Source organism: Paracoccus sp. DMF-8, assembly GCF_029309835.1.
GTDB lineage: Bacteria > Pseudomonadota > Alphaproteobacteria > Rhodobacterales > Rhodobacteraceae > Paracoccus.
The window spans coordinates 124,185-143,572 of the sequence record NZ_JARJHL010000010.1; the positions used below are offsets into that span (position 1 = coordinate 124,185).

A 19,388-nucleotide genomic window follows, 5' to 3' on the forward strand; every position below is an offset into this window, starting at 1 on the left:
ATGAACATGCAGCAGATTATTAATATGCTGACGCGTATGGTCATGCGGCGCGGCATCAATTGGGGCATCAACAAGGCGACGCGCCAGATTTCGAAAACCGGCGCCAGGCAACCGGGCAGCAAGGGGGCGACCCCGACGGGGAAATCTGCAGAACCGCGCCGCGCGCGAAGCGGCGAAACGCGCCCGTCAGGCCGCCCGGATCACCCGCCGTCTGGGGCGCTGATCAGCGGAACTGCTTGGCCAGTTTCAGCCCCTGACCCTGATAGTTCGAGGCGATGCCCGTGCCATACAGCCGGTCAGGCCGCGCCGCCATTCGTTCATAGACCAGACGGCCGACAACCTGACCATGTTCAAGGGCAAAGGGTGCCTCGTGGCAGCGCACCTCCAGCACGCCGCGCGCGCCCTGGCCCGCCGTGCCGTGGCCGAAACCGGGATCGAAAAAGCCTGCGTAATGAACGCGGAATTCGCCGACCATCGCCAGATAGGGCGACATTTCGGCGGCGTAATCGGGGGGGATCGTCACCGCCTCGCGGCTGACCAGAATATAAAAGGCGCCGGGATCCAGAATCAGCCGCCCGTTTTCGGCATGCAGCGCATCCCAGAAATCCCGCGCCTCATAGGCGCCGATACGGTCCAGGTCGATGACGCCGGTATGGGGACGGGCGCGAAAGCCCACCAGATCGCCCGCACGGGGGCGCAGGTCGACGGAAAAGCCCAGCCCTTCGTCGATCAGCGCCTCGCCCGACACCAGCGGCGTGGTCGCGTGCAGCGCGGTCAGGTCGGCATCCGACAGAACCGCCTGACCATCGCGCAGCCGCAGCTGGTTCAGGCGCATCCCCGGACGCACCAGCACCGAAAAGGATCGCGGGCAGATTTCCGCATACAGCGGGCCGTCATAGCCATCGGGCAGGCGATCGAATTCGGTGCCGTTGTCGGTCACCAGCCGGGTCAGCAGGTCCAGCCGCCCGGTCGAGGATTTCGCATTCGCCACCGCATCCAGCCCGTGGGGCAGGGACAGATGTTCCATCAGGGGAACCAGATAGACGCAGCCCTTTTCCAGAACCGCGCCGCCGCTCAGGTCCATGCGGTGCATTTCGAAATCCGCCAGCCGGTCCGACACGCGGCGGTCGCGACCGGCCAGAAAGGATGCGCGCAGCCGCCATGCGGTCTGGCCAAGGCGCAGGTCAAGGCTGGCGGGCTGGACCTGTTCGGGCAGGATCGGCGTGCCGGCCCGGATGGCCCCGTCGTCGATCAGCTTGCGCAGCGCGCTGTCGGGAAGAACGCCGTTCATGCGGGAACACCTTTGATCAGGGCATGCGGATGGCCCGGAAAAGGGGAAACGCCCATCCTCGGCCGAGGATGGGCGTTTTCGGGAATGGTCGGGCCGGCGAGATCTCGAACTCGCGGCCTTCCGCCCCCCAGACGGACGCGCTAACCAGGCTGCGCCACGGCCCGACGCCGGTGATATAGAGCGAAGCCTGCGACCAGCACAAGGGCTTTGGGGCCGTTTTTTCGATCATCATGAAAAACTTGTGCAGGGATTGCGACGGGCCGAAGGGGCAGACTGCGAAACCCGCGCCATTCCGGGATCAGCTGGCCGAAACGCGGCCGCTGGCCAGCCGTTCGCGCAGTTGCGCGGCCTTGGCGGGCAGGGCGCCGCCCCCGGCCAGCGCACCGCGCAATGCCGCCGAAACGGTAACCAGCCGACCCAGCCATTCGGCGGGGGGCGTGTGGTCGATACCGGGAAACAGGGGCAGCGATTCGGTGCTGGCCGCCGGGCGTGTGCGGCGGCGCGCGCTGTCGCGGGCCGGTTCCTGAATGGGCGATTCGATCTTGTCGTCTGCTGCCACGGGTGATTCTGTTCTGCTATTTTCCGCAGGAGGTTCGGGCGCGGGTTCGGGCGTGCTTTCATGGGGCCGGGCCAGACGGACGGCGGCGCTGCGCATGCGCGGTGTTTCGTCCGTGATATCGGCGCCTTCGCCAAGACGCGCGGCGCCGATCTCTCGCAACCCGGCGCCGCGGTCGGCGGTGATCAGACGCTTTGCGCCCCGGATGCTCAGCCCTTCTTCGCGCAGGACCTGACACAGGCCCGCGACCAGACGCACGTCATCGGGACGGTAATAGCGCCTGCCATCGGCGCGTTTGACCGTGGAAAGCTGGGTGAACTGCCCTTCCCAACAGCGCAGCACATGGGGCGCGACGCCAACGAGGCGGGAAACCCTCGCCGATGGACCGGAAGGCGTCGGGGGATTTCACCATGTCGCTATCGCTTGTTGCCGGCGGCCACGCGGTCCTTCATCAGATGCGAGGGACGGAAGGACAGGACGCGCCGGGGCGTGATCGGAACTTCTTCGCCGGTCTTGGGATTGCGGCCGATGCGTTCGTTCTTGTCGCGGACGGAAAAGGTTCCGAAGGACGAAATCTTCACCTGCTCGCCGCGCACCAGCGCATCTGAGATGTGACGAAGCACGCTTTCGACAAGCTGGGCCGATCTGTGGCGGGAAAGCCCGACCTCGCGGAAAACGGCCTCGGCCAGATCCATGCGTGTCAGGGTAGATCTGCTCATTATATCAACCTTTCGATTGCAGGTCAGGATGCTGATATTGATCTTTCGAGTCAACATTTGCCACCTGATTCTGTTCCCCCGGAACGGTGTTTTTCCTTGATTTGGTTGGGTTACCTTGGGGAATGGTTTCTTTTGGGCAGAAGTTTGCCACCTGCGACACGGTGCTGCGATGCGGCAAAACCGGTGCGGCGCCATGCCGTTGTCACAAAGATTGAAGATTCCGGTCCAGTGCCTATCTTTGATGGCTTGGTGAAAGAGAGGCATCATGGCAGGCGGATGGGCACGGGACGGGGCGGTCAACGAACAGATCGAAGCCTCGATCAATGACGAACTGGCGCGGATGCGCGCGCAGATCGAGGCGCCAAGGGGCGAGGGGCTGGATGAATGCGCCGAATGCGGCGAACCGATCCCGCCCGCGCGACGCAAGGCCGTGCCGGGCGTCACCCTCTGCGTCGATTGTCAGCAGGGACGGGACCGCAAGCTTTCGCACGCGCAGCGGCATCAACCGGCGCGGGTCCAAGGATCTGCAGCTGAAACAGGCGGTCGGGACAGGCGGCGCCTACCAGCGCAGAACGACGCTGCCCCAGGCCAGCCCGCCGCCGATCGCCTCGGCGACCAGAATGTCACCGGGCTTGAAACGGCCCTGCGCATCGGCCACCGACATCGCCAGCGGAATCGAGGCCGCCGAGGTATTGCCGTGATCGGCCACGGTCAGCACGACCTTGTCCATTGGCAGGCCCATGCGTTTGGCGGTCGCTTCGATAATGCGCATATTGGCCTGATGCGGGACCAGCCAGTCGACCTGATCGGATGTCAGCCCGGCCAGATCCAGCGCGTGATGCGCGGTCGCCGCCAGCTTTTCGACGGCATGGCGAAAGACCGAATTGCCCTGCATCCGCAGATGACCCGAGGTGCCGGTGGTGGCCACGCCGCCATCGACATACAAAAGGTCGCGGTAATCGCCGTTGCTGTTCAGATCGACCGACAGAATGCCCCGGTCGCTGTTGTCGCCCGTGCCGGTCTGCGCCTCCAGAATGACGGCGCCGGCACCGTCGCCGAACAGCACGCAGGTCGCGCGGTCGGTGAAATCCAGAATGCGGCTGAAGGTTTCGGCGCCGATCACCAGCAGGCGATCGGCCAGCCCCGCGCGCAGCATCGCATCGGCATTGGCCAGCGCATAGACAAAGCCCGCGCAGACCGCCTGAATGTCATAGGCAAAGCCGCGTTTCATCCCCAGACCCGACTGGATCATCGTCGCAACCGAAGGGAAGGTCAGATCCGGGGTCGAGGTGGCGACGATCACCGCGTCGATATCATCCGCCGTCAGCCCGGCACGCTCCAGCGCCGCCTGCGCGGCACGCAGGCCCAGATCGCTGGTCGTCTGGCCCTCGGCGGCGAAATGGCGACGCTCGATCCCGGTGCGGGTGCGGATCCATTCGTCGCTGGTGTCCGTGCTCTGTTCGAAAAAAGCGTTCGCGACAATACGCTCGGGCAGGTAGTGACCCGTGCCCCTGACCACTGAACGACGTGTCATTCCTGCTCCTCGGTGGCAGAGGTCCGGCCCGCATCGCTGGCGGGGGCCTCTGTCTTGTCATTGGTCGGCGCGTCGGCGGTCTTGTCACCGTCGGTCGCGGCAAGCGATTGGGCGACGCGGGCGGCCAGACGGGCCTGAAAGCCCGAGCTGGCCAGCTGATAGGCCAGCCGGATCGCGGCGGAGACGCCGGTCGCATCGGCAGAGCCGTGGGATTTCACCACCGTTCCGTTCAGCCCCAGAAACACCCCGCCATTGACCCGGCGCGGGTCGATCCGGCGCTGCAGGCGTTTCAGCGAGGTCATCGCCAGCAGGGCCGCGAATTTCGACAGGATCGAGTTGCTGAAGGCTTCCTTCAGGAATTCACCGACCAGCTTGGCCGTGCCTTCGCCGGTTTTCAGCGCGATATTGCCGGTGAAACCGTCCATGACGATGACATCGACCTTGGACGAGGCCAGATCGCCCCCTTCGACAAAGCCGATATAGTCGTAATTGGCGCTGGTCGCGGCATTCTGGATCAGTTCCTGCGCCAGTTTCAGCTCGGCCCGGCCCTTGTGCTCTTCGGTCCCGACATTCATCAGGCCGATGCGCGGGCGTTCCACGCCCAGACCATTGCGGGCATAGGACGCGCCCATCAGTGCATATTGCAACAGATCGGGGGCATCGGCGCGGATATCGGCGCCGACATCCAGCATGATGTTGAAGCCCTGCGGATTGCGCGAGGGCCAGAGGCAGGCAATCGCCGGCCGGTTCACGCCCGGCAGCTTGCGCAGGCGGATCATCGACAGCGCCATCAGCGCGCCGGTATTGCCGCAGGACACGGCCACGGTCGCATCGCCCGTGCGCACGGATTCGATGGTGGACCACATGCTGGTCCCGTCGCCGTTGCGCACGACCTGACTGGGCTTGTCGCTCATCGTGACGACACCCGCCGCATCGCGAACGGTGCAGCGTTCCGCAAGCCCCTTGTGCTGCGCGATCAGCCTGTCCAGATCGGCTTTCGGGCCGTGGACAATGAAACGCGCGTCGGGCTGTTCGGCAGCACTATCCGCGACGCCAGAGATGACCACGGCGGGGCCACGATCTCCTCCCATTGCGTCAACGGAAATCACCACGATGCCGCCAGATTCCTCGGGGCGTGGCGAAGGACTGGATGCTGCCGACGACATTTCCGCAGTCGGTCTGATCAGGCCGCGTCGTCGTCCAGATCGACTTCATTCGCCTGAGCGACGACTTCGCGATCGGCGTAATGACCGCAGGACGGACAGACGTGATGCGGGCGTTTCAGTTCGCCGCAGTTGGTGCATTCGTTCGGGTTGCCAGCAACCAGCGCGTCATGCGAGCGGCGCATGTTGCGGCGGGACCGGGTAACTCGGTTCTGAGGGACGGCCATGTCTCAACCTCGGGTGGTTCGGGGAGCGAGGGGCAATCTGGCCCGGCTCCAAGTTATGCGTTTCGGATCGACGCCGGGATAGGCCAGACGCATGGTGACCGCAAGAGATAAAGGGGGCCACGGTCCGGGACAGCCCCGCCGGTCGAATGAACGCGGGAAAATAACCATATTCGCGTCTTTGGCAAGCAAAAAAACGCGGTAACCGGCCCGTTCTGGAAACCGGCCGGGGTGCGGGCGGCCTTAGCGGCCCAGCTTCTTGTGAACCTCGTCCAGATCGACCTCGCCCTTGGGGAATTTGTTGTCGGGATCGTCGAAGTCGTAGCGGAACAGCTGGAAATCCTTTTTATAGATTTCCCAGGTCAGGTGGCGCGACAGGTCGTCGAAATAGTCGCTGACCTTGTGGGCGCGCTTGGGGCCGTGGCCTTCGGATTCGTTGAACTTGGGCACGTTCCTGACATCGACCTTGACCGGGGTTGCGGCGGCATCCAGCACCTTCTGCATGCCCTCGTCGAATTTCTCGGTGAAAAAGATCTGGTCGTAGCGCCCGCCGTTCACGATGAAGGTCGAGATATGGCCCGACATGGCCGACCAGTGGATGTCCGGCTCCATCGGGCGACGCCAGCGGATGGTGTCGCGCGCGAACAGCAGGAATCGGCGGAAGCTGGCGATCTGGTCGAATTCAAAGCCGTTTTCCGGGCTGCCGACGTCGATTCCATAGCGCTGGATCAACTGCGGCACCAGATTGCCGCGATAGCGTTTGCCGTTGCGCTGGATGCCCGCGATCTTGTCGAAGAAGGACGACAGGATGCGCGAATAGGGGTTGCGGACGCAGGTGAAGGTCAGGGCGCCGCCCTTGTGGACGCGATCCTCGATCAGCGACTGGCTGCGGTCCTGCGACCATTTGTGCAGCCCTTCGGTCAGATCATGGATGTCGCCGTCGAAGTAGCGGCCATGGTCGGAATGAAACATGATCTGTCCAATGGACGAACAGGCGCATTTCGGGACCACGCGATAGACAAGGCTCTCGCTTTCGGTCATCCAAGTTCCTGGAAATCCCATGACTTTCTACCTTTCAGTCGCGTTCCGCCGGTTCTGCGCCGCCCGGCTTGCCCTACCTGCTAAAATCGTTAGACAGAAAATGCAAATCGAACCGGTCAGGTTGTCGGGCGATGATCGCGTATTGTGCAAAATAGCTAAAGATTTGGTGGTTATGGCGAGGATCGCCTTCATATTGCTGTGTCACAAGGACGCGCCGGGGGTTGTCGCCCAGGCAAGGCGTCTTACCGCGTCGGGTGATTTCGTCGCAATCCATTTCGACGCCCGCGCCGACCCGGCCGCCTATGCGACGATCCGCGCGGCGCTGGCGGATAACCCTGGGGTCACCTTTGCGCAGCGGCGGCACAAATGCGGCTGGGGCGAATGGTCGCTGGTCGCCGCCACGCTGGAAGCGGTCAGGGCAGCCATTCAGGCCTTTCCCGCCGCCTCGCATTTCTACATGCTGTCGGGCGATTGCATGCCGATCAAATCGGCCGAATACGCCCATGCCTTTCTGGATGCTGACGACTGCGATTATATTGAAAACAACGACTTTTTCAATTCCGACTGGATCAAGACCGGGCTCAAGGAAGAACGGCTGATCTATCGGTTCTGGTTCAACGAACGGACGCAGTCGAAACTGTATTACGCCTCATTGGCGATCCAGCAGCGGCTGAACCTGACGCGCAAGGTGCCGGCGGATCTGCAGATGATGATCGGTTCGCAATGGTGGTGCCTTCGGCGCCAGACCATCGAACGGGTGCTGGAGTTCTGTGAACAGCGCCGCGACGTCATGCGGTTTTTCGCCACGACCTGGATCCCGGACGAGACGTTTTTCCAGACCATCGTGCCCCATGTCGTGCCGCGCACGGAAATCCGGTCGCGGACGCTGACCTATCTGATCTTTACCGATTACGGCATGCCGGTCACTTTCTATAACGACCAGTATAACCTGTTGGTGCGGCAGGATTATCTGTTTGCCCGCAAGATCAGCCCCGAAGCGATCGAACTGCGCGAAAGGCTGGGCGACCTTTGGGCGGGCGAAGGGGTTCCCTTTGCCATCTCGAACGAGGCGACGGGGCTTTTCAAGTTCCTGACCGGGCGGGGCCGCATCGGCCAGCGTTTCGCGCCGCGTTTCTGGGAAACCGAAGGCGCGCTGAGCCGGGGCCATACGCTCAACATCATCGTGTCGAAAAAATGGCACGTCGCCAAGCGGCTGACGCAGGCGGTCCGCTACCACACCTCGATCCCGGCGGTGGATTACCTGTTCAACGAAGAGAACGCCCATCTGCCCGACATGGGGGGCGTCGAAAAGACCGTTGAAAAGCGCGAAAGGCATCGCCGCGCGCTGGTCAGGCTGCTTTTCCAGCAGTTCAGATCGCAAAAGCTGGTGATCTGTCTGGACCCTTCGGCGCTGGAGCTGATCACCGATTTCTGCGGCGACAAGGCGGATACCCGGCTGCTGCTGATCGAATCGCGTTTCGACGACGAATATCTGCGTGGCCATATCGAACGCGTCGGTCTGGCGGGCAAGACGACCCAGCCCGAACTGGTCAGCCGACTGTTGCCGACCGTGCGGCGCGATCTGGAATACGAGGCCGACCGCCTGCGCGACATGGAATTCCCGCAGTTCCACACGATCGGCGTCAACCGCAGCGTCGAAGCGAATGCCGCGGTTCTGGCAAAGTTTCTGGATATTCCCGCCGCGCTTGCGCATGATCTTGCCGCGACCGAGCATCTGTTCAGCGATTAGGCGCTGAATCACGCAAAACTGCCGCTATCGGCTTTCGCCAGGAGGATGAATGGCATGGTGACTTACGACGACCAAAACGTGTTCGCAAAGATCCTGCGGGGGGAAATCCCGAACAATACCGTGGCCGAAACCGAACACACGCTGGTCTTTCGCGATATTCGTCCGCAGGCGCCGGTCCATGTGCTGGTGATCCCCAAGGGCGCCTATGTCAGCTTTGACGATTTCGCCGCCAATGCCTCGGATGCCGAAATCCTCGACTTCATGCGCACGGCGGCCGGGGTCGCCAGGGACGAAGGCGTGTCGCTGGACGCCGGAAACGGGTTCCGCGCCATCGCCAATACCGGCGAGGATGGCGTGCAGGAGGTGCCGCATTTCCACCTGCACATTCTGGGCGGTCGCGTGCTGGGCCGGATGCTGCCCGATTTCGCCGGCTGACGGGCCGGCTGCTGGCGCTCAGTTTCTGGCGGTCAGCTTCAGGAAGATATCCTCCAGATCGGGGTTTTCGGTCGCGACGTCGATGATCGGAACCCCCGCCAAGCGCAGCGCGTCGATCACCCGGTCGGCGCGCATTTTCGATGGCGCATAGCTGATCGCCAGCCGCCCGTCGGCGCGACGTTCGGCACGGACGCCTTCGGGCAGGGCGGGAATGTCGGTGCGCTCGCCGATGTCCAGCACCAGCGTCCGCGCATCCGTTCGCCCCAGAATCGCGCGGGTTTCGTCATGCAGGATCAGCGCGCCCCGGTCGATGATGGCGATATGGTCGCACATCTGTTCGGCCTCTTCGAGGTAATGGGTGGTCAGGATGATCGTCATGCCATCCGCATTCAGCTTGCGGATATTGGCCCAAAGCATCTCTCGCAACCCGATGTCGACGCCTGCGGTCGGCTCGTCCAGAACCAGAATGCGCGGGCGGTGGACCAGCGCCTTGGCCAGCAACAGGCGCCGCTTCATGCCGCCCGACAGGTGGCGCGAATAGCTTTCGGCCTGTTCGCTCAGCCCGACGAAATCCAGCAGTTCATCGGTCCAGCGTTCGGATTTTGGCACGCCGTAAAGGCCCGCCTGCACGTTCAGGCTGGCACGCGGCGTCAGAAAGGGGTCGATGTTCAGCTCCTGCGGCATGACGCCGATGGCGGCGCGCGACTGGCGCGGGTTCACGTCCTGATCGAATCCATGGATCATCACGCGCCCGGCCGTCTTGTTGACCAGCCCGGCCAGAATGTTGATCGTTGTCGATTTTCCCGCGCCATTCGGACCCAGAAGGCCGAAGATACTGCCCGCCGGGATATTCAGGTTCAGCCCCTTCAGCGCCCGTTTCGCAGGGTCGCGCCCCGAGGAGGCATAGGTTTTTCCAAGATCCGCGATCTCGATCGCATTCAATCGGTGGGGGGCTGGCATCGGCGTCACGCTGTGGCTATGATTATGGGCGGTTAAAACCCGTTTCGCGTCAAAGCTCAAGGAATCGCCATGACCAATCCGGCCTCTTCCATTCCGGCCCCCTCGGTCAAGACCGTCACGACATGGAAAGTCGCCTGTGATGGCGAAACGGATCTGGCGCTTGGCCATCCGCGGGTCTGGCTGGTGATCCCGCCGGAAACCGGTTTTGTGGAATGCGGCTATTGCGATACCCGCTACGTCATCGACCGCGACCACGCCCACGACGACCACTGACAGTTCCGCCCCGTCATCCGGCCCCGTCATCCGTCGGATCGGGGCACGGGAATGACGCCGCTTGGCCTGACAGGAGTCTTGGGCGCGCGGCCTGCCGTTGGTCTGGCACCGATCAGGCATGTTGCCACACGGGTTGTCCCGCAGTCAGGTGGCGTTGTTGCAGCAGTCAGGGTGTTGGCGCCGGTGCCCCTTTCCCCGTTTGTTTCATGCCACGCGTTCGATCTCGGCGGAGCCGAGGGCATTGGATCGGTTCATCAGAGCGACGCGGATATGGATCTCGGCGGTTTGGCGGTCCGGGTCTCTGGATGCGATGCGTTCACCGAATGCCTTGAGACACCGCATCCTGGCTTCGATCCTGCTTCGGGCGTGATAACCCGACCAGCGCCTCCATATGGTCCTGCCCGGGCGTTGGGTTGCCCGGAGGATCTCGTTGCGGACAGCGGCGGCAGGGCAGTCCTGCCGCCATCGTCGTCCGTTCTTGCGTATGGGTATGACCGCCGTGCCACCGCGTTCGAGGATCGCAGTGTGGCAGCGTCTTGTGTCGAAGGCGCCGTCCCCGGTCACGGTGCCAATCTGCTCATCAGGTGGGATCTGGTCGAGCAGGTGAGGCAGAATGGGGCTATCGCCCTTGTCGCTGGAGGTGAATTCCACCGCCCGGATGTCACCGGTGACAGGGGCCATCGCCAGATGGACCTTGCGATACTGGCGTCGGCGGCGGGTGCCATGCTTGCGCGCCAGCCATTCCCCGTCGCCGGGGAACCTGATCCCCGTGCTGTCCACCAGCAGGTTCAGCGGCCCCGGTGCACGGCGGCTCGATATCTGCACTTCGATGCTCCTCTGCCTGCGGCTCAGGGTCGAAAAATCCGGAACCGGCCAGTCGAGCCCGGCCATCGACAGGATGCTCGCCACCATCCCGGTTGTTTGCCGAAGCGGAAGCCCGAACAGGACCTTCACCATCAGGCAGAACTGGATCGCGGCATCGGAGAACACCGGCGGCCGACCATTACGACCAGCCCCGGGCGCCAGCCACACCATGTCCTTGTCCAGCCAGATCGGCAACGACCCCCGACGCCTCAAGGCATCCTTGCAGGATGTCCAGTTCGTCCTGCGGTAGCGGCTGCGCTCAGGATTACTCATCCCGAGGGCGTAGCCCACTGGATTCACGATGGGAACCCCTCAGGGAAGAGAGTTCTGCAACAACGCTGAGTGACACTGTCATTCAAGTGTCTTGCATGGCCACAATTTTTGACGGCACGGCTTGCTGCCTGTTGCGCAAGCAGACGCGATCCGTCCGCTTCGTCCCGGATTCTGTTGAAAAACCCTGTTGCCGTTCGGCCTTTGAGCTGATTCACTTTGGAAAAGCATAGGGGTGGCGGCAATGATGGGTCCTCGTCAGATCGCTCAAGGTCAGCTTTTCTACGAGTTCTCGCTCGACGCCATGGTGCCGCCTGATCACCTGCTGCGGTCGATGGATCGCTTTGTTGATTTGTCAGCGGTTCGGCCATTGCTTGCCTCTTCCTATAGCTCGACTGGTCGGCCCTCTGTAGACCCGGAGTTGATGATCCGCATGCCTCTCTGATCAAGGCCGATGCGAGCCGCTACCGCAAGGTGCAGGCCGAAGACTGGTCCGCAGGCGAGAACATCAGCCGGGCTGCGCAAGATTACCTCGATACCCTTGATGATGCGGCCTTCGGCGGCGCGACAACGGTGCAGCCCAAAACGCTGTTTCCCAGTGATCCGGCCGCCCGTTTTACCGGGGCCAACGGTGATCGTCCCTTCTTTGCTTACAGCACCAACTATCTCGTCGATCTGGAGCATGCGATTATCCTGGATGTCGAGGCGACCGCACCGGTGCGTCAGGCCGAGGTCGGATCGGTGCGTGATATGCTCACGCGCACCGAGGACACGTTCGGCCTGCATCCAGAAACGCTGGTCGCCGATACCGCCTATGGAGCGGGCGAGATGTTGGGCTGGCTGGTTGATGAACAGGGCATCGATCCGCACATCCCGGTCTTCGACAAGACCGAACGCAGCGACGGCGCCTTTCCGGCCACGGCCTTCTCCTTCGATCCCGAAGACAACGAATATACCTGCCCGGGTGGCAAGAAGCTGAAGAAATACTGGCGGGAGATGCGTCAGCCGCGAACCGGGGTCTGCAAGGACGGTGCGACCAGATATTATGCCAGCAAGCATGATTGCTCGGCCTGCGCCCTGAAACCGAAATGCACACCGAATGTCGAGGCCCGCAGGATCGCCCGGCACAAACATGAGGACGCCCGGGATTATGCCCGGGGATTGGCGAAGACGGATGCTTGCATAGCTTCAGGCTATGCCAGGAAGAAAGTCGAGATGCTCTTTGCCCATCTCAAGCGCATCATGCGGCTCGACCGCCTGCGCCTGCGGGGACCGAACGGCGCGAAGGACGAATTCCTCCTGGCTGCCACCGTCCAGAACCTGCGGAAACTGGCGAAACTGGTGCCGATGATGCCAAACGCCACCTGAAACAACGATGGCGGAGGTGCAGCGCGCCGACAGCGCCGAGAAGAATAGCGACTTCTTCAACAGTATCGGGCCAATGCCGACGATGCGGACCTCGCAAAGAATCATGATCTTTGGGCCGAGACGCGCCATGCCCTCGGGATGGCAGCATGATGGCGATCCGCAGCAAAACCAAACCCGCCGCCGCCGTTGCTTCCAACGCAGATCACGACAGGGTCATCGTTCGCAAAATGCCGCCCCATGTCGCCGATGCCGTCAAGGCAATCATCGTCGGCCAGATGGCTTCATCCCTGATCTTGCGCCGCGCCGACTTGGCCGACGAAGCCGCCTGTCGCGACGTGCTTGTCCGGCCCGGTTACGGGACCGATCGCATCAACAACCTGCTGACGCGCGCCATCGAGGCGGCGCGGGCGCACTGAACCATTCCCAACTCAGTATCAAGGGGCGCGGTCGTGGCCGCGCCCTTTCTCAATTCTCGATGCGCAGCGCATCCGCGCCCGCGCCACGCGCCGGGCGGGCGAACTGCTCAAGCAGATCGAGCCGGGGAAAACTGGTCCAAAACCTGAATTAGGTGTGGGCGCCCATACTCAATTCACCCGAGAAGACGCCACCTGCGACGCAGGCATGTCCAAACACCAGCAGGTTCAGGCCATCCGCATCGCCAGTGCGCCGTGCTTCGTGGTGTAGGTGCGGGGTTCCTCACTGTGAGCGTTCACAGTGACGGCGGGACGTAGCGCGCCATTCGCGCGCGCGCGTCGGGCGCATGGGCGCCCTCCAACGGCGCTATCACCAGCAGCCGTGAAGTCGCGGACCTGTGCGAGAAGCAGCACAAGCACGTGATGCGCGACATCAAGGTTATGCTGGAACAGATCGGGGTGCCCGATGAGGGGTATGCCCGTTCTGGACCAACCCCCAGAACGGGCAGGAATACCCGGAATACCGCCTTCCGAAAGACCTGACCGTCACCCTGATCACGGGATACCGCGCCGATCTGCGCTACAAGATGGTGAAGCGCATCGAAGAACTGGAAGCGGAGAAGGCCAGCGACGATGACCGGCCCCCAACTGATGGCGGCGGCGCTGATCGAGGCCAATGCAGGCACAAGATCTGGTGTGCCGAATGTTACCCCAGACGTTACCCGAAAAGCAAAGCCCCGCTTGCCTGCGGGGCTGTTTGTTCTGCAAGTCTTTGATTTTTTGGTGGAGCCAAGGGGAGTCGAACCCCTGACCTCTTGAATGCCATTCAAGCGCTCTACCAACTGAGCTATGGCCCCACCGTGAGGTCTGCGTCGGGGTGTCACCCTCTGCGTGGGGGGTCGTATATGGCTGGGCGCGGGTGGGTGCAAGAGGAAAAATGCCCTCTCGTGAAAAAGATAAGGGGCCCTGGTCGGGGCCCCTTTGCGCAGGTCGGAAATCGCCTTGAAATGCGATCACTCGTCGTCGTCGCCTGCGACATCGGCGATGTCGTCCAGCGAAACGTCGCCGTCATCCGTGTCGTCGTCCAGCAGATCGTCGTCCAGATCGCCGCCGTCGGTGTCATCGTCCAGATCCTCGTGATCGACGACATCATCCTGGTCATCATGGGCCGAGGCCTTTTCGGCGATCAGCGCGCGGCTGCGACCGCTCAGCAGGCTTTCGACCGTGAATTCGGCGCCGCAGGCCGGGCAGGTCATCGGATCTTTCTGCAGATCATAGAAGCGCGTGTTGCAATGCGGGCACAGACGTTTCGTACCCCATTCCTCTTTGGGCATGACAATCTCTTTCAGCCGGGGTTAGGTAAATCGCGTGACCCCTGCCACAGGCTGCGGAGGGTGTCAAAGGCTTTCTGGGACGGGAATACGGCGCGGGACATGGCGGGGCGGATGCGGGCAGAGCCGGGCGGTTTCACCGTCGACGGGGATATCCATGTGGAATTGCGGCGTTCGGCACAGGCGCGGCGGATGACCCTGCGGGTTGCGCGGGCGGGCGGCGGCGTCGTGCTGACGCTGCCCCATTCGGTTTCACTGGCCGAGGGGCGGGCCTTTGCCGAATCCCGCAGCGCCTGGCTACGACAGACCCGCGCGGGCATGCCCGAACTGCGCATCCTGCGCCCCGGTGCCACGCTGCCGGTGGCGGGGCAGGGGCTGGCCGTCACCCCTGCGGCCACCCGCACCGTCCAGATCCGCGAGGGCGCGCTGCTGGTGCCCCTGGGGCGGCCTGCGGGGCCGGTGGTCGCGGCCTGGCTGAAGCACCGGGCAAGGGCGGCGCTGGCCGTGGCCTGCGACCGCTATGCCGCGATGGCCGGGCGGTCCTATGCCGCGCTGTCGCTGCGCGATACGCGGTCGCGGTGGGGCAGTTGCACCCATGACGGGCGGCTGATGTTTTCCTGGCGGCTGGCCATGGCCCCGCCCGCCGTGCTGGATTACGTCGCGGCGCATGAGGTCGCGCATCTGCGGCACATGGATCATTCGGCGGCCTTCTGGGGGCTGACCGGGCGGCTGATGCCCGGCTACGAATCGCATCGGGACTGGTTGCGGCGTCATGGCGCCGAGTTGCAGGCGTGGATTTTTGCCGATCAGGGCGACGCGCGCCCCAATCCGGCATTGCGGGATTGACGCCTTGCCCTTTGTGATCACATGGCATCATGAGCAGCGCCAAGACGACCGAACCGCATGAGCACGAAAGGCTTTATCGCAGCCTTCGCGCGGAAATCATGGTCGGAAAGATCCCGCCCGGCCAGCCGCTGACCCTGCGGGGTCTTGCGGCGCAATACCGTGTTTCGATGACCCCGGTGCGCGAGGCGGCGCGGCGGCTGGTAGGCCGAAGGGGCGCTGACGCTGTCGTCCTCGGGGCGGATGACGACGCCCGCGCTGTCGGTCGAACGGATCGAGGAACTGGCCGCCCTGCGCGCCCTGATCGAACCGGAACTGGCCGCCCGCGCCTTGCCCCGCGCCCATTTCGCCCTGATCGAACGCATGGCCGCGATCAACAACACCATCGAGGAATCGGTCGCCCATCACGATGCGGTGGGCTATATCCGCACCAATCTGGAATTCCACCGCATCCTGTATCTGCGCGCGCAGGCCCCGGCGATGCTGGCGATTCTGGAAACCGTCTGGCTGCAGCTTGGCCCGACCATGCGCGCCGTCTATGGCCGGGTGCGCCGCAACGAACCGCCCCGCCACCACCGGATGATCCTGGCATCGCTGCGGGCGGGGGACGAACCCGCGCTGCGGCTGGCCGTGCGCGCCGATGTGACCCACGGGCTGCGCCATCTTTCGGTGACCGAGGAGCAGCCGCAGCTGCACAGGACAAGGTAGCGCGGCCATGACCTCACGCCGGGCCTTGCTGAGATATCTGGCGGCCGCCTCGGTTCTGGGGGCGGTTCCCGCGGCGGCGCGGGAACAGGCGCGGCAGGCGGGGCTGCTGACCGGCAATGTCTGCACCCTGACGCCGCGCGTGACCGAAGGGCCGTTTTACTTCGACCCCGCGCTGGTCCGTCAGGACATCCGCGAGGATCGGCCCGGCGTGCCCCTGCATCTGCGCATGCAGGTCGTCACCGCCGATTGCCGCCCGATCGACGGCGCGCGCGTCGATATCTGGCAATGCGATGCGCAGGGGAATTATTCGGGCTATGCCCGACAGGCCGCGCTGGACACCAGCGGCCAGACCTTTCTGCGCGGCACGCAATTCGCGGATGCGCGCGGCGTGGCGCAGTTCCGCACGATCTGGCCCGGCTGGTATCCCGGCCGCACGACCCATATCCATTTCAAGGTCCTGCTGGGTGAGGACGCGCCAAGGCAGGCGCTGACCGGCCAGATCTTTTTCGACGAGACCTTCAATCAGGCGATCTACGACCAATCCGCCGAATATCGCCGCGACCGGGCGCAGGATACGCTGAACGCCAATGACGGCATCGCCCGCCGCGCCGGTCCGCGTTCCTATGCCGAGGTGCGGCAGGGGCAGGATCGGGGCGGTTTCGAGGCCGACATCGTCATCGGCGTGGACCCGGCGGCGGGATAGGGGCAGGGGCGCCCCCGCCACACCGGCCGGAGCGGAAAAGAAAAGGGGCGCGCATCGCCCCTTTTCCGGAGTTTCTGCCTTGAGTTGCCGCCCTCAGACTTCCTCGATGCGCAACTCGACCGGCTCGCCGACGATCACCCCGGTCTTGGGCAGGGTCTCGATGGCAAAGTCGATGGCGTCGGGGGTCGTCTTGTCGGTTACGATCAGCACCGGCACGCTGGAGCCATCGGCATGGCCGTATTGGCGCATCCGGTCGATGGAAATCCCGGCATCACCCAGAACCGAGGCGATCTTGGCCAGCGCGCCCGGCTTGTCCTGCAGTTCCAGCCGCATGTAATAGGCGGCGGGCACGGCGGTCCGGGCGGGTTGCGCGGGCTCCAGCCGGGCGGCGGGCTGACCGAATGTCGGGATGCGGACATTGCGCGCAATCTCGATCACGTCGGACATGACCGAGCTTGCGGTCGGCCCTTCGCCCGCGCCGGCACCGCGCAGGACGATCTGACCGACGCTGTCGCCTTCGATCACGACCATATTCGTGCCACCCTGCAACTGTCCCAGGGGGCTGTCGGCCGGCACAAGACAGGGCGACATGCGCTGTTCCAGCCCGCGCGCGGTCATCTGCGCGACGCCCAGCAGTTTGATGCGATACCCCATATCGGCGGCGCGGCGGATATCGTCGATGCTGACCCGCTCGATCCCCTCGATCTCGACGGCGTCAAAGGCCGGGCGGGTGCCGAAGGCGATGGACGACAGGATGGCCAGCTTGTGGCTGGCGTCGATGCCGCCCACGTCCAGCGTCGGATCAGCCTCCAGATAGCCCAGCTGGCGGGCTTCTTCAAAGACGGTTTCATAGGGCAGGCCCGCGCTTTCCATGCGGGTCAGGATATAGTTGCAGGTGCCGTTCATCACGCCCATGACGCGGTTGATGCGGTTCGCGGCCAGCGATCCCGTCATCGTCTTGATGACCGGAATGCCGCCCGCCACGGCCGCCTCGAAACGCACGACGCGGCCCTGCGCCTCGGCGAATTCGGCGATTTCCTGACCGTGGATGGCCAGCAGCGCCTTGTTGGCGGTGACCACATCCTTGCCCGACTGCAAGGCGACCATGATCGCCTCGCGGGCGATGCCTTCATCGCCGCCGATCAGCTCGATAAAGACATCGACATCGTCGCGCCGCGCCAGCGCGCGCGCATCGCTTTCCCAGGCATAATCCGACAGATCCATGTCGCGGTTCTTCTGCCGGTCGCGTGCCGAAACCGCCGTCACGACGATCGGACGCCCCGCGCGCGCCGCCAGCATCGCGGCATTTTTCTGGATGATCTTGACGGTCCCGGTCCCGACGGTGCCAAGACCGGCAATGCCAAGGCGCAAAGGGCCGGGGTGCTGAGATGTCGTTTCGTTCGCAATGCTTTGGGAGGACATAGGGTTCTCGTTCTGACGACTTCTGCGGGTGTTATCCGAAGCAGGGGGGCGTTGCAACGCAGGCGCGCGCCCGATCACGGCTTTTGACGGCGCCGCCTAATCGTCGCCGGGCCAAACGCTGTCGATTCCGGTGCCGCGCATGATCGCGGTGATGCGCAGCCCGATGTCATGCGTCTCGCGCGTCAGGCGGTCCAGATCACCGATCCCCATGTCCTCGGGGAAAACCTCGCCGCGCGTATTGACAAAGGCCGGATGCCAGCGCCCCGGATCCCCGGTCGGGCGCCACGAGGCATGGCAGAGCAGGTTGCGCATCTGCTTGATCGCGATCAGCTCATCGTTCAGCGCATCGCGCCCGCGAACCCCCGGATGGCGGCGCAGCGCGGCATCCAGCTGCTCGACCAGCGTGCCCATGGAATCATCGGCGATATCGCTCATCCGCCGCAGCCAGCGCTGCATTTCGGCGTCGGACAGATCATCGGCCAGCCGGGCACGGTCCAGCGTATAGATCGTGCGCTTCATGATCTCTTCCAGCCAGCCGAAAGCGGCAACGGCATGGCCAAGCGCTGCCGCGAATTCGGCGGGCAGCCGGTGATAGGCTTCCGGCGCCGCGCTCATTCGCGCCACAACCGCTGCACCCAGGATACGGGGCGCAGATAATGACGCAGATGTTTCGACAGGCTTTCGCGTCGCCGCCCGTCGAAAGCGGCGCGGATGTGATCCAGAGGGGCGCGATGCACGTCCTGCTCATCCCACCGCCCGGCAACCGCATCGGGCGGGTTCAGGTTGCCCGCAAAGATCACGATCCGCGCGCCCTTGGGAATACGCGCCTCGCGGATATAGTTCAGCGGAAAATTCGGCACGCAATGCATGCGGAAATGCGCCATCCACCCCTTTGGCCAGAACTTGACCCCACCCGGAGCGTGGCGCGTCACGAACCGCTGCTCGAACCGGTAGGTGTCGGCCACCCCCTGGGGATCGGCGCGGAAAATCTCCTGCAAGGGCGCCAGGTTGCCGACCTTCATCCGATAGACCGAGGTCTGCCCCATCTTCTCGAATGGCGTGTTCGGGTTCAGCCCAAGCCAGGTGTCGTCGGGATCGCCGATGGTAAAGAAATCATCCAGATTGCCGGTGATGATCACGTCCAGATCCAGAAACAGGACGACCCCCTTCACATCGCCCAGATCCCCCCACAACCGCGACTTCGGCCACTTCCCCAAGGTATTCTTCGGCGGCTCATAGTCGAAAACGGGCAGCGGCCGCACCTCGATATCGGGATGCAGACCCGCCCCGTCATCGGTGAAACAATACAGCCGGAACGGCGGGGTGATGTTGCGCGACACCATCCCATGCAGGCGATTGACGAATTCCGGCCCGAATTTCGTGCCCCATTTGATGCAGATGATCTGCTTGACGCAGCCGTTCCGCCCGTCGTTCACGCCGCTTTCGTCCATCGCATGTCCTTCCCGTCCTTGCCCCGGAGTTTTTCACAGCCATCCGCCCAAGGAAAGGGCCGGAACGGA

Annotated in this window: 19 protein-coding genes, 2 tRNA genes and 3 pseudogenes; 9 read left to right on the plus strand and 15 right to left on the minus strand. The window is 63.8% G+C overall.

All coding sequences use genetic code 11. The annotated features are described in order from the left end of the window. Positions 1 to 223 precede the first annotated feature (223 nt). The 4 genes from PE067_RS07460 to ihfA form a co-directional block, all read right to left on the minus strand. Positions 224 to 1,291, minus strand: coding sequence for a 2'-deoxycytidine 5'-triphosphate deaminase (locus PE067_RS07460; protein WP_276188547.1), 1,068 nt, complete (start codon positions 1,289 to 1,291; stop codon positions 224 to 226). An 85-nt stretch (positions 1,292 to 1,376) separates the two neighbouring features. After that, positions 1,377 to 1,455, minus strand: a tRNA-Pro gene (locus PE067_RS07465). Positions 1,456 to 1,589: 134 nt separating this feature from the next. Continuing rightward, entirely contained in the window at positions 1,590 to 2,189 is a 600-nt protein-coding gene (locus PE067_RS07470) for a MerR family transcriptional regulator (RefSeq protein WP_276188549.1), read from the minus strand. A gap of 74 nt (positions 2,190 to 2,263) precedes the next feature. Then, positions 2,264 to 2,566 carry an integration host factor subunit alpha gene (gene ihfA / locus PE067_RS07475; RefSeq protein ID WP_276188551.1) on the minus strand — a complete coding sequence of 101 codons (303 nt, stop codon included), beginning with the start codon at positions 2,564 to 2,566 and terminating at the stop codon, positions 2,264 to 2,266. A 265-nt stretch (positions 2,567 to 2,831) separates the two neighbouring features. Between ihfA and PE067_RS07480 the strand changes: the two are divergent. Beyond that, positions 2,832 to 3,102 (plus strand): annotated as a pseudogene (locus PE067_RS07480) (DksA/TraR family C4-type zinc finger protein); the annotation flags it as partial. A 23-nt stretch (positions 3,103 to 3,125) separates the two neighbouring features. On the opposite strand, the gene PE067_RS07485 reads toward PE067_RS07480, so the two are convergent. The 4 genes from PE067_RS07485 to PE067_RS07500 form a co-directional block, all read right to left on the minus strand. After that, positions 3,126 to 4,100: a ketoacyl-ACP synthase III gene (locus PE067_RS07485; protein ID WP_276188552.1), complete on the minus strand. Its 975-nt coding sequence runs from the start codon at positions 4,098 to 4,100 to the stop codon at positions 3,126 to 3,128. Next, positions 4,097 to 5,266, minus strand: coding sequence for a phosphate acyltransferase PlsX (plsX, locus tag PE067_RS07490; RefSeq protein ID WP_276188554.1), 1,170 nt, complete (start codon positions 5,264 to 5,266; stop codon positions 4,097 to 4,099). The genes PE067_RS07485 and plsX overlap by 4 nt, the downstream gene beginning before the upstream one ends. 17 nt (positions 5,267 to 5,283) lie before the next feature. Continuing rightward, positions 5,284 to 5,490: a 50S ribosomal protein L32 gene (gene rpmF, locus PE067_RS07495; protein WP_145398788.1), complete on the minus strand. Its 207-nt coding sequence runs from the start codon at positions 5,488 to 5,490 to the stop codon at positions 5,284 to 5,286. 240 nt (positions 5,491 to 5,730) lie between these two features. Beyond that, complete coding sequence (locus tag PE067_RS07500; RefSeq protein WP_276188556.1) at positions 5,731 to 6,549, minus strand: sulfotransferase family protein; 819 nt, start codon at positions 6,547 to 6,549, stop codon at positions 5,731 to 5,733. 151 nt (positions 6,550 to 6,700) lie between these two features. On the opposite strand from PE067_RS07500, the gene PE067_RS07505 reads away from it, so the two are divergent. Together PE067_RS07505 and PE067_RS07510 are read left to right on the plus strand one after the other, a co-directional pair. After that, positions 6,701 to 8,278, plus strand: coding sequence for a DUF5928 domain-containing protein (locus tag PE067_RS07505; RefSeq protein ID WP_276188557.1), 1,578 nt, complete (start codon positions 6,701 to 6,703; stop codon positions 8,276 to 8,278). A 54-nt stretch (positions 8,279 to 8,332) separates the two neighbouring features. Further along, positions 8,333 to 8,713, plus strand: coding sequence for a histidine triad nucleotide-binding protein (locus PE067_RS07510; protein ID WP_276188559.1), 381 nt, complete (start codon positions 8,333 to 8,335; stop codon positions 8,711 to 8,713). Positions 8,714 to 8,731: 18 nt separating this feature from the next. Here PE067_RS07510 and PE067_RS07515 read toward each other — a convergent pair whose 3' ends face one another. Continuing rightward, positions 8,732 to 9,673, minus strand: a complete 942-nt coding sequence (locus tag PE067_RS07515; protein WP_276188561.1) for an ABC transporter ATP-binding protein — start codon at positions 9,671 to 9,673, stop codon at positions 8,732 to 8,734. A 69-nt stretch (positions 9,674 to 9,742) separates the two neighbouring features. Here PE067_RS07515 and PE067_RS07520 point away from each other — a divergent pair, with 69 nt between their 5' ends. Further along, a complete protein-coding gene (locus tag PE067_RS07520) occupies positions 9,743 to 9,946 on the plus strand; it encodes a zinc-finger domain-containing protein (RefSeq protein WP_276188563.1) in 204 nt (67 codons plus the stop codon). A 204-nt stretch (positions 9,947 to 10,150) separates the two neighbouring features. Here PE067_RS07520 and PE067_RS07525 read toward each other — a convergent pair whose 3' ends face one another. Further along, complete coding sequence (locus PE067_RS07525; RefSeq protein ID WP_276189500.1) at positions 10,151 to 11,083, minus strand: IS5 family transposase; 933 nt, start codon at positions 11,081 to 11,083, stop codon at positions 10,151 to 10,153. Positions 11,084 to 11,324: 241 nt separating this feature from the next. Here PE067_RS07525 and PE067_RS07530 point away from each other — a divergent pair. Next, positions 11,325 to 12,448, plus strand: a pseudogene (locus tag PE067_RS07530) (transposase). A gap of 146 nt (positions 12,449 to 12,594) precedes the next feature. Then, positions 12,595 to 12,864, plus strand: coding sequence for a hypothetical protein (locus PE067_RS07535; protein WP_276188564.1), 270 nt, complete (start codon positions 12,595 to 12,597; stop codon positions 12,862 to 12,864). A gap of 778 nt (positions 12,865 to 13,642) precedes the next feature. Here PE067_RS07535 and PE067_RS07540 read toward each other — a convergent pair. Together PE067_RS07540 and PE067_RS07545 are read right to left on the minus strand one after the other, a co-directional pair. Beyond that, positions 13,643 to 13,718: transfer RNA gene (locus PE067_RS07540), tRNA-Ala, on the minus strand. A gap of 156 nt (positions 13,719 to 13,874) precedes the next feature. After that, entirely contained in the window at positions 13,875 to 14,195 is a 321-nt protein-coding gene (locus PE067_RS07545; RefSeq protein WP_276188566.1) for a TIGR02300 family protein, read from the minus strand. Between the two features lie 60 nt (positions 14,196 to 14,255). Between PE067_RS07545 and PE067_RS07550 the strand changes: the two genes are divergently transcribed. From PE067_RS07550 to PE067_RS07560, 3 genes and pseudogenes are all read left to right on the plus strand, one after another. Further along, positions 14,256 to 15,038 (plus strand): SprT family zinc-dependent metalloprotease, encoded by a 783-nt coding sequence (locus tag PE067_RS07550; RefSeq protein WP_276188568.1) that lies wholly within the window; start codon positions 14,256 to 14,258, stop codon positions 15,036 to 15,038. Between the two features lie 29 nt (positions 15,039 to 15,067). Continuing rightward, positions 15,068 to 15,743 (plus strand): annotated as a pseudogene (locus tag PE067_RS07555) (GntR family transcriptional regulator). Between the two features lie 7 nt (positions 15,744 to 15,750). Continuing rightward, positions 15,751 to 16,446, plus strand: coding sequence for an intradiol ring-cleavage dioxygenase (locus PE067_RS07560; protein WP_276188570.1), 696 nt, complete (start codon positions 15,751 to 15,753; stop codon positions 16,444 to 16,446). 93 nt (positions 16,447 to 16,539) lie between these two features. On the opposite strand, the gene PE067_RS07565 is transcribed toward PE067_RS07560, so the two are convergent. The 3 genes from PE067_RS07565 to PE067_RS07575 form a co-directional block, all read right to left on the minus strand. Further along, entirely contained in the window at positions 16,540 to 17,868 is a 1,329-nt protein-coding gene (locus tag PE067_RS07565; RefSeq protein ID WP_276188572.1) for a homoserine dehydrogenase, read from the minus strand. A 96-nt stretch (positions 17,869 to 17,964) separates the two neighbouring features. Continuing rightward, on the minus strand, positions 17,965 to 18,483 hold the full coding sequence (locus PE067_RS07570) for a hypothetical protein (protein WP_276188574.1): 519 nt from the start codon (positions 18,481 to 18,483) through the stop codon (positions 17,965 to 17,967). Next, a complete protein-coding gene (locus tag PE067_RS07575; protein ID WP_276188576.1) occupies positions 18,480 to 19,319 on the minus strand; it encodes a glycosyl transferase in 840 nt (279 codons plus the stop codon). The genes PE067_RS07570 and PE067_RS07575 overlap by 4 nt, the downstream gene beginning before the upstream one ends. Positions 19,320 to 19,388: the final 69 nt, after the last annotated feature.